Source organism: Mongoliitalea sp. (assembly GCF_054166905.1).
The window spans coordinates 18,491-33,440 of sequence record NZ_JBSZCK010000020.1; the positions used below are offsets into that span (position 1 = coordinate 18,491).

Below are 14,950 nucleotides of genomic sequence, written 5' to 3' on the forward strand. Positions count from 1 at the left end.
CATTGATGTGTGAATAGTCGTGAAACTAATGCTCTTTCTTCTCGTCCTTTCCACCGAAGGCTTTGAATATGCTGAAAATGGCAGGTCTCCTGGCTTCCCTGAGTTTACCGGCCTTCTCATTCCGAGTTTCGGAACAATGGCTATGGAGGGGTAAACTACTATTCCAACAAATGTCGGAATGGGGTTACAGTTGCGGGGACAGCTTCGGTTTCACACCGAATTCCCTTTTAATCCATGAAGCTCGCCGAGCCTCAGGAACCAATTCTCACCTACAAACATAAGGGCTAGGCATTTAATAATTCAAATTTCCAAAGGATATTTTGTTGAAAATTTTAAAAAAGGTTGGATTGTATGGGAGATTCCTATATTTGGGGACTCAACCAATGATTCTTATGCGTTTGTTTAAAGCAATTTTTCTTTGCTTAGGGACGTTTTTGTTCCTTTTGATAGGATGTACAACCAAGGAGCCCCTTGAAGCTTTGGAATTGGAAAGCTTATCGCTTTCGTATGCCAAAGGTTTTTCTGTAGAAAGGGGAGAAAATTTTTGGGTGGTTACGGTTACTCAGGCATTTCCGGGAGCAAAGGAATCCTTTAGGTATTTGATTTTGGAAGAGGGAAATGCATCATTTGATGCGAAAGGGTTTGATGCGGTGATTCAATTGCCTGTTTCGGAGGTGATTTTGACGTCTACCACGCATGTGCCTCATTTAGATTACTTGGGAAGCACGGATTTGTTGGTTGGCTTTCCCAATTTAGATTTGATTTCTTCTGTACCCATGAGAGCACGCATTGCCAAGGGATTGGTAAACGATTTAGGGAATGCACCAAGTGCCAATATCGAGCGTGTCTTGGAAATTAATCCTGATTGGATGATGGTGTCCACCTTGGGAGAAGATTTGAGCTATTTGGAAATTTTGAAAAAAGGAGGAGTCCCTGCTGTCATCAATGGAGAATATGTTGAGCAGCATCCTTTGGGTAGGGCAGAATGGATCAAATTTACAGGGGTGCTTTTGGGGAAATGGGATGAGGCAGTAGCTATTTTTGAAGAAATCGAGCAAAGTTACCTGCAAACCTTGGCTTTACTATCTATCCAAGAACTTGCTAAACCGACAGTACTTTCTGGGGTGATGTATAAAGATATTTGGTACATGCCGGGGGCGGATTCTTGGGGTGCCCGTTTATTGGCGGAGGCTGGGGGAGACTATCTTTTCCAAGATCAAAAAGGATCTGGCAGCAGTCAGTTAAGTTATGAAGTAGTGCTTGATCGTGGACAGGAAGCAGCATTTTGGATAGGGGCGGCTGATTTTCCAAGCTTACAAGCCATGGGAGAGGCCGAGCCCCGTTACCGTGCTTTTGATGCTTGGAAAAATGGAAACATTTATACCTACACGCAGAAAAAAGGAGAAACAGGAGGTTTGGAGTACTTTGAATTGGGTTATCTACGTCCAGATTTAATTGTAAAAGATTTGATGATGATTTTTTATCCGGAACTATTCTCGGGTGAATCCATGTATTTTTACCAAAAAATTGAATGAGTAGCAATTCCCGACATAGCATCTTCTTGCTTGGTATCAGCATTGCCTGTGGGTTGTTGTTTGTACTCAACATCTCCTCCGGATCGGTTGCCATACCGGTTTCGGAGATTTTTGGAAGGTTTTTTGGTGGGAATTTTAGCAAAGCCTCATGGGAGACCATCGTGATGGACTACCGCATTCCCAAAGCGGTGACGGCATTATTGGCAGGTACAGCCTTATCCATTGCAGGTTTACAAATGCAAACATTTTTCAGAAACCCTCTGGCTGGACCCTACGTGTTGGGGATTAGTTCGGGGGCAGGTTTAGGCGTGGCCTTATTGGTATTGGCAGGTTCAATTATTGGTTTTTCGGGATATGCTGTTGGTATGTGGGCGACCATCATTGCAGCTTCGGCAGGTGCTGTTTTAGTTTTGTTATTGATGAGTTTGACTGCGTGGAAGGTCCGAGATAGCATGACCTTATTGATTGTGGGATTGATGTTTGGATCGGCTGTTTCCGCCTTGATTGCTGTATTGGCCTTTTTTGCGGATGCTGAGCAATTGAAAATGTTCACCATTTGGTCTATGGGCAGTTTGGGAAGCACGCAAAGTGAGCAACTCATTGGATTTATCTTGGCTATTGTGATTGGTTTGATACCTGTATTGGCTATGTTGAAGTCTTATAATGCCATGCTGTTGGGGGAAAATTATGCGAGCAGCATGGGAGTGAATGTCAACAAACTCCGATGGGCAATGATTGTGAGTACTGGGATTTTGGCAGGTTCTGCCACTGCTTTTTGTGGGCCGATCGCATTTATTGGGATTGCTGTCCCTCACATGGCGCGATTGCTGTTTCGTACTTCTGATCATAAACTTCTGCTTCCTGCCTCAGCTTTGATCGGAATGGGTGTCCTATTATTTTGCGATACCGTTGCACAATTGCCAGGTTCAGTTCAGACCTTACCGATTAACGCGGTCACTTCCTTGATTGGTGCGCCCATGGTGATTTGGTTGATTATGCGGAGAAACTTCAGTAAGGAATTTTAAGGATAGAGCAGCTATGAATCCATCGAAATCAACATACTTACTCCAAGCCAGAAATCTCAGTATTGGTTACACTGTGAAAAAAGGTGCTCCAAAACTGATTGCGGATGGGTTAAACTTTGATCTGAAGGTTGGAGAACTTACTTGTTTGTTGGGTCCTAATGGTGTTGGGAAGTCTACCTTGATCAAAACGATTATGGGGAGATTGCCTGTATTAGAGGGAGAGATACGATTGAAGAATCAACTGATTCAATATTATCGATCGGATGCATTGGCGAAGGAGTTGGCCGTAGTGTTGACGGATAAAGTTGGCGGAGCACAATTGACAGTGGAGGATTTGATAGCTTTAGGGCGAACACCACATACTAACTGGCTGGGCAAGATGAGTGCAGAAGATCAAGGGAAAGTGGATGAGGCCATTGAACTGACACATATAGGCTATTTGCGTGGGTCATTGATCGCTGAACTCAGTGATGGTCAGCTGCAAAAGGTGATGATAGCGAGAGCTATTGCCCAAGATGCTGGAATCCTGATTTTGGATGAACCCACGGCTCATTTGGATTTGGTGAACCGCTTTGAGATTATGTTTTTGCTCCGCAAGATTGCCAAGGAAAGCAAGAAAGCTATTTTGGTAGTAACCCATGATTTGGAGATTGCTTTGGAAACTGCAGACCAGTTTTGGTTGATGACTTGCGGGGAACCCTTGCGGACAGGCTTGCCCGAAGACTTGGTTTGCTCAGGAGCAATCAATCAGCTGCTCCCAGGAAAAGAGTTGTTTTTTGATGCTGCCAAAGGCAAGGTTAAGCTTCAATCACCAATGGAAGAGATTTCCATCCAAGGTGACCCCATCAAAGCCCAATGGCTCGCACATGCCTTAGTGAAAAATGGCTTGAAAATACCTGCTGACGTGACGATAGAAGCTACCGATGCTGGATTTTTGTGGCAAGATGATAGGAAAGAGATAAAAGGTCTTTTGCAAATAGCAGATATTTTAGAGAATATCTATTTAAAGATCCGCTGATGATGCTGCCCCTTCAGGGCAGGTGAAATTAGCTGTAGTTATTGGTCCACGGGTCGAGACCCATGGTTACTGTAGTGTTGCCCTTTCAGGGCACTTAAGATTGGCTTGGTTTGGGTAAATTCCCACCCACTGTTCATTCCTCCTCCAATGCCGGGGCTTAAAAGCCACGGCAATTGATGGGTGTATTCTGTAGAAGTTCAAACAAATTTTGTTTCAAAAATTCAATTGAAGTTGTGGGTTAAAACCCACAGACGACTGGCGCATGCCATTATCACTCTTTGCTTCGACTACGCTTAGCACAAGCATTCCCAATTGTGTGCTGCTCACTACTAAGTTTTCACTTTACGGCTATCTGTCAGCCTACTATCATTCCTAATTTTTCATTCCTTGCTTTGACTACGCTCAGCACAAGCATTCCTAATTCCCAATTCCACCCACTATCCTCTCTGTCTTATCGCTTCATAGATGACTACACCAGCAGAGACGGACACGTTTAAGCTTTCAATATTGCCTTTCATGGGGATTTTGATGAAGTCATTGCTGAGGCCCATCAATTCAGAGGAAATGCCGTCCTCTTCGGAGCCCATGATCAAAGCTGTTGGGATGGAGAAGTCGGCTTCATACATCATTTTTTCTGCTTTTTCAGAAACGGCCACTACTTGTAAGCCCATTTTTTGAAGGTCCTTGACGGTGTAGTACAAGTTTTTTACTCTACAAATAGGCAAGTGATTCAAGGCTCCTGCAGATGTTTTTACAGCATCCGAGTTGATTTGGGCAGCACCTTTTTCGGGGATTACGATAGCATGCACACCGGCACACTCTGCTGTACGTGCAATTGCGCCGAAGTTTCTCACATCCGTAATTCTATCTAACACAAGAATCAAGGGAGAGATACCTGACGAAAAACATGTTTCAATGACATTATCTAAAGAAGCATACTGAATAGCAGACATGTGGGCAATCACCCCCTGATGGTTTTTGCGGGTGATGCGGTTGAGTTTGGCATCGGGAACACGCACCACAGGAATGCGCTCGGCTTTTGCTAAGGCAAGCAATTCTTTTGTCAGTTCATTATTGACATCCTTGTCCAGTAAAATTTTATCAATATCCTTTTGCGCATGGATAGCTTCCATGACTGCGCGGGTGCCAAATATGAAATCCTTTTCTTGTTCGCCTTTATTGATTAGAAAGCCATCTGTGCGTTTCTCCATTGTGTGATGCTTTTAAACCACTCCGGCTGCAAAGCTCTAGAGCGGTTGAGTACGTAATAATTGGGTGTCAAAATATTTTTGACGCGTGCAAAGGTAAAGGTTATTTTCGAATTTGAGTTCTCCGGTAAATAAGACCACACCTCTCCATTCAAGCGGAAAAAAACCTCATTGGGAGGACCCATGACGGTGTAGACCATGCCTCTATCAGTTTTCCATCCTTCTTTAAAATCTGTAAACAAGATATTGGCAAATTCAATTTGCTTGAAATATTCGCGGATTATTTTTCTGGATGACTCTTCTTCCTTGGTTAAATTAAACCAATAGAGGTCTAAAGCCTGCTTTTTATCTTCTGCTTCCTTCAGTGCTTCGTGTTCTCTTCGCGTACTGATATAAGCGACCATTTCTACCATTTCCTCGTAGGTTTTAACCTTTGGGAAGGCATCGTGCGTCGTTCGAATCAACATACCTGATGCTGATGTAGTATCTGTTTGCAGGAAATAATATCCCAATTGATCAAAGGACTGCGGGATGTTGGTCAAAAACTCACCTTCATAATTCACGGTCAATTCTCTTGGGACTGCTGCAGGACGGATTTCCATGGGGGGTAAAGGGACATCAAAAACCGTTGGGTAATGAAAATGATGAATACCTATCGTACCCCTGCTTCTAAACTCCAAAGGTTCTGTCATCGTCAGGAAGTTTTGATCAAAGGGAATTCCGTCACTGTAGTATCCCCAAAACTGAGGAAAATCGAAAATAAATGGACTGATAAGGTCTGTATGATAGTAATATTCATCCCCTTGCCTGGTATCTGTCACACGAAGGACAGCAAAAGCCATCTCCTGTTCTAGAGGAATAGTTACTTCTTTTTCAAAATAGAAATGAAACCCTGTTTCTCTTCGAATATCTACATCTCGAAGCTCTGTCCATTTGTCAGCTAAAAGTGGCTCCTGAAAACTGCTGACCACTGCGTAGGAGAAGCGGTAGATACCGTTTTCAATCCCTTCCTCGATTTTTTCAATAGGCATTTGAAGTATAAAAGAGCGCTCGCCGGTTTTCAAAGGAATGATTTTTGGAGACACCCGGGAGTAGCGAGAGTAGCGCAAGGCTTGGTTGATATTTTCTAAGGTTTGTTGGGCCCATGTCTCGATTGCCCCCGTAAAAAGAAGCAGTATCGACAAGATCAAATAAACGTGGAGTCGTTGGTTTGTTTTATATCGCATGGATTTTAGTTTTCGTTATCAAATCACACTCAAATATTATTCCCATATTTGTGACAAAATAAATAAAATTTAGATGGCTACCTATACAACTGAAATAGCTTCTGATAAAATTAGTAGTGATAACCCTATTCATCAACGATTGTTGAAGGCTTACATTGCTGCTAAACCCTTTGTGAAGGGGAAATTATTGGAAGTTGGCTGTGGAGAGGGAAGAGGTGTGGAGGTATTGATGCCTTTGGTAGAGGATTATTTGGGGATTGACAAAATCCAGGAAGTAATCGACACGCTCACTCAAAAGTACCCGAATGTACAGTTTCAACAAGCAGTCATTCCGCCATTCCAAGGTTTGAAAAGTGATTCATTTGATTCCATCATCAGTTTTCAAGTGATCGAGCATATTGAAAATGATCGACTGTTTTTGGAGGAAATCTACCGGGTATTAAAGCCAGGTGGAGTAGCGGTGATTTCCACCCCTAATATTCGTCATACACTATCTAGAAATCCTTGGCATGTACGGGAATATACAGTGGATCAATTGAAATCCTTGTGTGAAAAAGTATTTGATTCAGTAGTTTGCAAAGGCATTGGCGGAAATGCCAAAGTTTGGGATTACCACGAGGCCAACCGAATTTCTGTCAATAAAATCATGCGTTTTGATATTTTGAACTTGCAGTACAGACTTCCTGCTGCTGTCCTACGTTGGCCGTATGAGGTATTGAATAGAATGAATCGCAATAAACTGCATCAGCAAAAAGGGCAAGCAGTCACCGAGATCTCGCATGAGGATTACCTTGTAGAGGATCATGCGGAAAAAGGGCTTGATTTGTTTTACATCTTGCATAAAAAAGTATAAAACCTTAAGGATACATTAGAATTCCAGATACGAAACCTGACTTAAGAATAGGGATAAAAAAAATCCGGTCTCGAATGAGCCGGATTTTTTCAAATTAGATAAACCAAACATTTGTTATCTTGGGTTGATCAGGGAACCACCGCTTCCGGGGCCCAGAAATCGTTCCAAGTCTTTTTTGAGCTGACTGGAAAGCTCTGTATAGCCTCTTTCTTCCAACAATGGAACAAAGAATTTAAGCATCTCAATAGAAATCAAGGCGTCACGGTCATAGTCTCTTCCCGTACGCTGATAGAAATCAATCATTTCAATGGATCGTACGGATACTTTTTCTACTATATCCAAGGCCAAATCATCTTCTCCTACTTCAAATAATAATGGAACCATCTGTCCACTTGCCAAATCGTAAGGAATGGCTTCATGAGGCATTTTTTCCAAGCTAAACTTCAGGATATCCGCAGCACGCTCCAAGTCGTCTTCATCCAGCAAAGCAATGGCAATAGAGTTGATAGCTGAGCGATGATTGGAGGTGAATCGTCTGAATTCATCATCGAAATAATTACTCGGGTCATCCATGCCTCGAAGTGCAAATTTCTCCATGACATTGGTGTAGGCTACATCGGTATTGACCATTTCGGTACGCATGCCCATTGGTTTTCTGACAGGCAATAGACGGTATGTTAAGCCCTCCATCACAACATAATCTTCTAAATCCAAGGTAATCGTCGCCATGGATGTATTGTTGAAGTAGATCGGTCTTTCCCAATTATTGGTAGTGATCAGGTCGATCAACATCATGTTTCCTTTGGTGAGGTAATTTCCTTTGACACGTAGATTCATTTGATCTACCATCAAGTATTCCAACTCCTCTGGAATGATGCCACTATTGTAAACTTTTTCAATATCTACATCCAAAATCAGGTTACGAGAAGGAACCATGTTATAGGTCATACGCCCCCCTGTACCCAATTTCAATAGATCACTGTTGTTTTTGAGTAAGCGTAGATATTCTCTTGCTGAAATGGCATCTAAGCCTTCACGCTCATAGACGTACAAGACATCATTGGTGCCCTTCTTGTAATTATCGTAGGTTAATGAGAATGGCAATGGATCTGACTCGTTGACTTTTCGTGTCATTTGCTCCATGTACCAATCCGTATCAAAATAACTCAATACCACTACACGAACATCCGTACGGAAGCCTTCCACTTCCTGCACATACCAGAGAGGGAAAGTATCATTGTCTCCTCCAGTAAATAAGATCGCATTTGGTGCACAGGATGCAAGGAAATTACGCGCAGAATCCACGGATAGGTATCTTCCCTGTCTGTTGTGGTCATCCCAATTTTGTTGCGCCATCAGTACTGGTACAGGCAAGGTGATCGCAGTAGCAATGGCTGCTGAAGCAACCAAATTCTTGTTGAATCTACCTAAGAAATCTACGATGGCCAATACACTCAAGCCTATCCAAATGGCAAAGGCGTAGAAGGAACCCACATAAATATAATCCCGCTCACGTGGTTCCACAGGCGGTGAATTTAAGTATAATACCAGCACTACCCCCATCATCAAGAATAGCATGGCGTTTACATAGAAAGATTTTGGATCTTTCTTGGCATGGAAAAACAAGCCGATGATTCCTAGAATTAGAGGCAACATGAGGTAATTGTTGTGTGCCTTGTTTTCTTTGATGTAGGTAGGGAATTTGTTTGAGAAGAAATCGGTAATGCCAATCCAAGGAGCATCTGAGAAATCACTTTCTCTTCCTGAGAAGTTCCACATAAAGTAACGCCAATACATGTGACCCAACTGATGGGAAAACATGAAGTAGAGATTGTCACCAAAGCTTGGTTTCTCCCCTTCCCGCAATCCTAGTTTGGAACGGTAGATTTGCTTGTGCCGATCTTGGGTAGAATAGATTCTTGGAAGAATGGTAGTTCGCTCCGGATCGTATTTTTTGACATTGTTGTAATCTACAATCTCATAGCCGTTTGGTGTCTTTAAGTAGATAGGAGAGCCCTCTACTTGGTCTACCAATTCAGCATCGAAGTACTGTCCGTGCAACAAAGGTCTGTATCCGTATTGCTCACGTTTTAAATAAGAGATATAGCTGATGATATCTTTTGGAGCATTTTCATTGATAACTGGATTTTGATTGGCTCGAATGATAATCAAAGCATAGGAACCATAGCCAATCAAAATGAAGGTTAAGGACAGCAGGACAGTATTGAGGATTACTTTTTGCTTTTTAATGGAATACAAAATCCCGTATATCAAGCTTCCTATAAACAGGGCTGAAAACACTACAATTCCCGAACCGAATGGCAATCCAACGCTATTGACAAAGAAAATTTCTATAGATCCTGCGATGCTTGGCAAGCCAGGTATGATGATATTATTGATTGCGATCAAGGCAACTCCACCCAAGAAAAGAGAGATGATTGCACCTTTCAAGTTTGGATTAGGGTATTTTTTGAAATAGTAAATCAGAGCCAAAGCAGGTAATGTCACCAAGTTAAGCAAGTGAACACCTATGGAAAGGCCAACCAAATAAGCGATAAAGATGAGCCATTTGTTTTCCTCTTTCGGATCGGTCAAGGTGTCCCACTTCAAAAATGCCCAAATTACGATTGCCGTAAAGAAAGAGGACATGGCATAAACTTCTGCCTCTACCGCGGAAAACCAGAAGCTGTCCGAGAAAGTATAAGCAAGGGAACCTACGATGCCAGCACCCATCAAACTGAAAATTTGACCTTTGCTTTCCTCGCCTGCTTTTATTTGGAAGATTTTTCTACCAAATAGGGTGATGGACCAAAATAAGAATAAAATTGTCAGGCCTGAAAAGAGCGCTGAACCAATATTCATCCAATAAGCTACCGCCAATTCATTGCCCATGGCAAGGAAGGCAAACATCCGATACACTAATAAAAAGAAAGGTGCGCCTGGAGGGTGAGGTACTTGGAGTTTATAGGAAACTGCAATGAATTCTCCTGGATCCCAGAAGCTAGCAGTCTGTTCCACAGTAAGGATATACACCGTGGTGGCAATCAAAAATACCAACCAACCGGTCAGATTATTGACCTTTTTATATTCAAGCATGCGTATGGAAATAATTGTATCGGGCGAAAATAAGGAATTAATCTATAAATAAATGACTTTTAACAGCTTTTAAGGATTTGTGATAAACATTACTGTAAGGGCTACGGAAGTGGTTTTATCTTTGTTGTATCAAATTTAAAAATAAGACAACCATGAGCGCAAAACCAATGACATTCAACGAACTAATCAATTCCGATCAGCCGGTATTAGTAGACTTTTTCGCTACTTGGTGTGGTCCTTGTCAAATGATGCAACCGATCCTCCAAGATACTGCCCGTCAGCTAGGTGATAAAGTAAAAATCGTAAAAGTAGATGTGGACAAAAACCCCTATGCGGCTAGTAGCTTTCAAGTGAGAGGGGTACCTACCTTGATTCTTTTCCAAGCAGGCAAAGTATTATGGAGGCAATCTGGCGTAGTGCCTGCCCATCAACTAGTAAAAGTGATCGAAGATACAATTACCGTCAAAGCATAAGTTGGAATGTGATAAAAGTCATTTTTTGACAATATCATCTTTCCTAATTTTACATAATCAATAACCTGAAAATAAAAACTATAGCACTATGATTCTAGAACAAATTTACACTGGATGTTTAGCTCAAGGAGCTTATTATATCGAGTCAAATGGCGAAGCTGCCATCATTGATCCTTTAAGAGAAGTTCAACCATATTTGGACAAAGCCGAAGCAAACGGTGCAAAAATTAAATACGTTTTTGAAACACACTTTCATGCTGATTTCGTATCTGGGCACAAAGACTTAGCCGCCAAATCAGGAGCATCCATCGTATTTGGTCCTACGGGAATGCAGATGGGCTTTGATGCCATCATTGCAGAAGACAATCAAATTTTTGAATTGGGTGATATCAAAATTAAAGTACTCCATACTCCAGGACACACCATGGAGAGTTCTTGCTTCTTGCTGATCAATGAAGAAGGAAAAGAGGAAGCAATCTTCACGGGTGATACGTTATTTATCGGTGACGTAGGACGTCCAGATCTAGCCCAGAAAGTAATTGCTGATTTGACTCAGGATAAATTAGCCGCGCATTTATACGATTCTTTGCGAAATAAAATCATGCCTTTGGCAGATGACATTATTGTCTATCCAGCACACGGTGCAGGTTCTGCTTGTGGAAAGAAAATGAGCAAAGAGACTTCTGACACCTTGGGTAATCAGAAGAAGACCAACTACGCTTTGCAGGAAATGACTAAAGAAGAGTTTATCAAGGAAGTAATTACTGGCTTGACTCCTCCTCCAGCATATTTCCCTCAAAATGTGATGATGAATATCCAAGGATACGACTCCATTGACGAGGTATTGAACAGAGGGTTCAACCCTTTAAGTCCTGCTGCATTTGAAGCTGCTGCCAATGAAACAGGTGCAGTAGTATTGGATACCAGAGAAGCGCAAGTTTTCGCCAAAGGATTTGTTCCAAACTCTATTAATATCGGTATCGACGGAAGCTTTGCCGTGTGGGTAGGTACCTTGATTCCTGATGTCAAACAAGAAATCTTAGTGGTAGCGGACGAAGGAAGAGAAGAAGAAATCATCACTCGTTTGGCTCGAGTAGGATATGATTATTGCATTGGTTACTTGAAAGGTGGATTTGAGTCTTGGAAAGCAGATGGAAGAGAAGTGGATACCATCGTATCTGTTTCAGCTGAAGAGCTTTCAAACATCATTGATAAAGAAGGTGCAGTAAATATTCTGGATGTGAGAAAGGCTAGCGAGCATACTTCTGAGCATGTAATGGATGCAATCAACGCTCCCTTGGATTACATTAATGACAGCATGACCAAAGTTGATAAAAATAAAACTTACTATGTGCATTGTGCAGGGGGGTATCGTTCTATGGCATTCGTTTCCATTTTGAGAGCAAGAGGCTATGAAAACCTTATCGATGTGAAAGGTGGCTTTGATTCAATCAAAGATTCTGCCTTGTTCAATGTAAGTGACTACGTTTGTCCTTCTACCTTATTGTAAAATCAACTAAACTAAATAGAGAAGTAATTTCTCTAAGTGGGACTGTTCCTGACAAAGGACAGTCCCATTTTACTTTCAAAACCGATAAAGTGATAAATGTCACCTTTTTCGAAGGTGATAAACCTGAATTTTGAGTATGCTTAGAACTTTGCTTGTATTTGTGTTGCTGACGATAACTGCGACTGCTGACCTTTGGGCAGGAGAAGCGCAGGATACAGTACGTGTACGTGGCAAGTTGGGCGAAGACTTGAAAAAGGGAGAATTTGATTTCCATGCCAGGAGCTTTTTTATGAGCACCATCAATGCAGGAGATTTACTCAATTACGCTACGCTGGCAACAGGTGCTGGAGTCGGGTATACCAGTCCAGAGTGGAAGGGTTTTCAATTACGCTTCAATGGCTTCTTTACCTTTCAGGTATTTGAACAAAATGTGCGTATCCCTGACCCGATCACCGGTGGTGTCAACCGTTACGAACTCTTGTTGTATGACATGAACGACCTGACCAACACCAATAAGTTGGACCGATTGGAAGAGTTGTTTATTGCTTACCGAAGGAATCGCCTGAAATTTACCTTAGGAAGACAAAAGGTCTCCTCTCCGCTTCTTAATGAGCAGGATAACCGCATGAGACCAAATGTTTTCGGTGGACTCTCCATGGTTTATTCGGGTGTTAGTACCAAATGGACGGCTATGTGGATCAATTCCATGACGATCCGCGGAACTGTGGATTGGTACTCGGTGGAAAATTCTGTAGGGGTCTATCCTTTTGGAAGAAATCCTTTTGGTCAACCTTCCAATTATAAGGGAAAAATCAGTTCCAAAGGCATTGGCTTACTGGGAGTGCAACATTATAAGGATGGATTTACCGGTCAATTTTGGAACTACACAGCGGAAAACATGTTTAATATGAGCTTTGCTCAAGCGGATTATAATCTGAATGTAGGAAGAACCAGATTCTATGGGGGCTTACAAGGGTTTTACCAGTTCGCATTGAATGATGGTGGAAATCCAGATCCAGACTTCACCTATATGTTGCCAGATGAACGGGCCTTGGGTTTAGGCGGAAAACTTGGCTTCTTTTACGATACCCATAATATATCGCTCAATTACCTGTGGATATCGGACAAAGGGCGCTTTCTATTTCCACGTGAATGGGGGAGAGAAATCCTATATGCTAGTCTTCCTCGGGAGCGGTATGAAGGAGCTGGAGATTTGAATGCCCTGATTCTGAAATATGACTGGGTAACTCCCTTGCCGAATGTGTTCACTCAATTTGGTGCAGGCATGGTCAATCACTCCAAAATAGATAGCTATGCTACCAACAAGTATGGATTGCCTTCCTATTACCATTTCATTGGAGGGGTAGAGTACCGCTTTAAAGATTACCTGGAAGGTTTAAATCTCAATTTCTTGCTTGTCAACAAAACCGCCAAAGACCGCTCAGTGCTCACAGAAAATCAACGCATCAATCGCGTGGATATGTGGAATATTAATTTGGTGATGGATTATAGGTTTTGAATGAGAAGCGAGAGATGAGAAGCGAGATGCGAGAAGCGAGATGCGAGAAACGAGATGCGAGAGACGAGAAGCGAGAGTTTAGAGACAAGAAGCAAGAAGCAAGAATCCAGAAACAAAGATGTGGTGAACATTTTGAATCATATCTGAAATCTTAGATCTAAAATCTAAAAATGGCTGTGCGGGATTTGTAATCTCGGTCAGCAGATAAATGAGGATTTGCAATCCTCGAGGAGAATTGAATAAAAAACATTGAACTGAAATAAATCTAAAATCATAAATCCTAAATCTAAAATCTAAAATCAAAAATAAAAAATGGAACAATTTATTGCCTGGATTACACAACCGTGGCCTTGGTGGGTGGCGGGACCTTTGATCGGATTGACGGTGCCTACACTGTTGATCATCGGAAACAAATCCTTCGGGATTTCTTCTTCACTCAGACACGTATGTGCGATGTGCGTACCTGCGAATATTCCTTTCTTTCAATACAATTGGAAAAAAGAAATGTGGAATATCATGTTTGTAGTAGGGGTGTTGATTGGTGGTTTTATTGCCACAGCGTTCTTAGCTAACCCTGATACTATCGTGGTTGCAGAATCTACCCAGCAGGATTTGGCTGCTTTGGGTATCACAGATTATTCTAAATTATTGCCAGCAGAGATATTCAACTGGGAAAATCTATTCACAGCTAAAGGACTATTGTTCTTCGTGATTGGTGGATTTATGGTGGGCTTCGGAACTCGTTATGCCGGTGGATGTACTTCTGGTCATGCAATTATGGGAATTTCTTCCTTGCAGTGGCCATCAGTAGTCGCAACCATCTTCTTTATGGTGGGTGGTTTCTTGATGACGCACGTATTGTTGGGTCCATTGATGAAGTTAGTAGGATTTTAATCAGAGAAAAAAATGAACGCAGTAGATAAAAAAGTAGAAACGCCTAAGGATTGTGGTACTCCTAATTTTAAAGAGACCAATGAAAATGGCTTAGGTTTGGTAAAGTACTTGATCGTGGGGATGCTTTTTGGAATCATCTTCGTGAAAGGTGAAATCGTTTCTTGGTTTAGAATCCAAGAGATGTTCCGATTGCAGTCTTTTTATATGTATGGTGTGATTGGTTCTGCAATTGCCGTTGGTGTGATTTCCATTCAATTGATCAAAAAGTTCAATATCAAAACATTGAATGGAGAGAAAGTTGTCATCCCAACCAAAGAATTCAGAAAAGGACAAATCATTGGAGGATTCATCTTCGGTCTAGGCTGGGCGCTTACAGGCGCTTGCCCTGGACCATTATTTGCACAGATTGGTAGTGGATTTACAGTGATCTTAGTAACACTCGTGTCCGCTATTGCAGGTACCTGGGTCTACGGCCGATTTGCAGACAAGTTACCTAACTAATTAAACCATATAGATGCATAAGCAATAGATGGTTTCTATGTGTCCTTCCGGTTCTATTAAAATACCCTCTTGACGATTACTCTGATCATGAG

12 protein-coding genes and 1 riboswitch are annotated in these 14,950 nt (G+C 41.9%); of the genes, 9 read left to right on the plus strand and 3 right to left on the minus strand.

Annotated features, from left to right (window positions below):
* Window positions 1–62: 62 nt before the first annotated feature.
* Window positions 63–278, minus strand: a riboswitch (cobalamin riboswitch).
* A gap of 114 nt (window positions 279–392) precedes the next feature.
* The 3 genes from ACXIUD_RS06865 to ACXIUD_RS06875 are packed head-to-tail and all read left to right on the plus strand — an operon-like array spanning window position 393 to window position 3,578.
* Complete coding sequence (locus ACXIUD_RS06865; protein ID WP_458051883.1) at window positions 393–1,535, plus strand: ABC transporter substrate-binding protein; 1,143 nt, start codon at window positions 393–395, stop codon at window positions 1,533–1,535.
* A complete protein-coding gene (locus ACXIUD_RS06870) occupies window positions 1,532–2,560 on the plus strand; it encodes an iron chelate uptake ABC transporter family permease subunit (protein ID WP_458051884.1) in 1,029 nt (342 codons plus the stop codon). The genes ACXIUD_RS06865 and ACXIUD_RS06870 overlap by 4 nt, the downstream gene beginning before the upstream one ends.
* 13 nt (window positions 2,561–2,573) lie before the next feature.
* Window positions 2,574–3,578: an ABC transporter ATP-binding protein gene (locus ACXIUD_RS06875; RefSeq protein WP_458051885.1), complete on the plus strand. Its 1,005-nt coding sequence runs from the start codon at window positions 2,574–2,576 to the stop codon at window positions 3,576–3,578.
* Window positions 3,579–4,015: 437 nt separating this feature from the next.
* Here the strand turns inward: ACXIUD_RS06875 and rlmB are convergent, their stop codons facing one another.
* Window positions 4,016–4,789 (minus strand): 23S rRNA (guanosine(2251)-2'-O)-methyltransferase RlmB, encoded by a 774-nt coding sequence (gene rlmB / locus ACXIUD_RS06880; RefSeq protein WP_458051886.1) that lies wholly within the window; start codon window positions 4,787–4,789, stop codon window positions 4,016–4,018.
* Window positions 4,762–6,012: a GWxTD domain-containing protein gene (locus ACXIUD_RS06885; RefSeq protein WP_458051887.1), complete on the minus strand. Its 1,251-nt coding sequence runs from the start codon at window positions 6,010–6,012 to the stop codon at window positions 4,762–4,764. Before ACXIUD_RS06885 ends, rlmB begins: the two co-directional genes overlap by 28 nt.
* Window positions 6,013–6,085: 73 nt before the next feature.
* Here ACXIUD_RS06885 and ACXIUD_RS06890 point away from each other — a divergent pair, with 73 nt between their 5' ends.
* Window positions 6,086–6,865, plus strand: a complete 780-nt coding sequence (locus ACXIUD_RS06890) for a class I SAM-dependent methyltransferase (RefSeq protein ID WP_458051888.1) — start codon at window positions 6,086–6,088, stop codon at window positions 6,863–6,865.
* 114 nt (window positions 6,866–6,979) lie between these two features.
* Here ACXIUD_RS06890 and ACXIUD_RS06895 read toward each other — a convergent pair whose 3' ends face one another.
* The gene (locus ACXIUD_RS06895) at window positions 6,980–9,961 is read right to left on the minus strand and encodes a glycosyltransferase family 117 protein (RefSeq protein ID WP_458051889.1); all 2,982 of its coding nucleotides are present in this window, start codon (window positions 9,959–9,961) and stop codon (window positions 6,980–6,982) included.
* A gap of 128 nt (window positions 9,962–10,089) precedes the next feature.
* On the opposite strand from ACXIUD_RS06895, the gene trxA reads away from it, so the two are divergent.
* From trxA to ACXIUD_RS06920, 5 genes are all read left to right on the plus strand, one after another.
* Complete coding sequence (gene trxA / locus ACXIUD_RS06900; protein ID WP_458051924.1) at window positions 10,090–10,434, plus strand: thioredoxin; 345 nt, start codon at window positions 10,090–10,092, stop codon at window positions 10,432–10,434.
* An 88-nt stretch (window positions 10,435–10,522) separates the two neighbouring features.
* Window positions 10,523–11,944: an MBL fold metallo-hydrolase gene (locus tag ACXIUD_RS06905; RefSeq protein WP_458051890.1), complete on the plus strand. Its 1,422-nt coding sequence runs from the start codon at window positions 10,523–10,525 to the stop codon at window positions 11,942–11,944.
* Between the two features lie 136 nt (window positions 11,945–12,080).
* Window positions 12,081–13,463, plus strand: a complete 1,383-nt coding sequence (locus tag ACXIUD_RS06910; RefSeq protein ID WP_458051891.1) for an OprD family outer membrane porin — start codon at window positions 12,081–12,083, stop codon at window positions 13,461–13,463.
* 312 nt (window positions 13,464–13,775) lie between these two features.
* Complete coding sequence (locus tag ACXIUD_RS06915) at window positions 13,776–14,357, plus strand: YeeE/YedE family protein (protein WP_458051892.1); 582 nt, start codon at window positions 13,776–13,778, stop codon at window positions 14,355–14,357.
* Window positions 14,358–14,369: 12 nt separating this feature from the next.
* Window positions 14,370–14,858 carry a DUF6691 family protein gene (locus tag ACXIUD_RS06920; RefSeq protein ID WP_458051893.1) on the plus strand — a complete coding sequence of 163 codons (489 nt, stop codon included), beginning with the start codon at window positions 14,370–14,372 and terminating at the stop codon, window positions 14,856–14,858.
* Window positions 14,859–14,950: the final 92 nt, after the last annotated feature.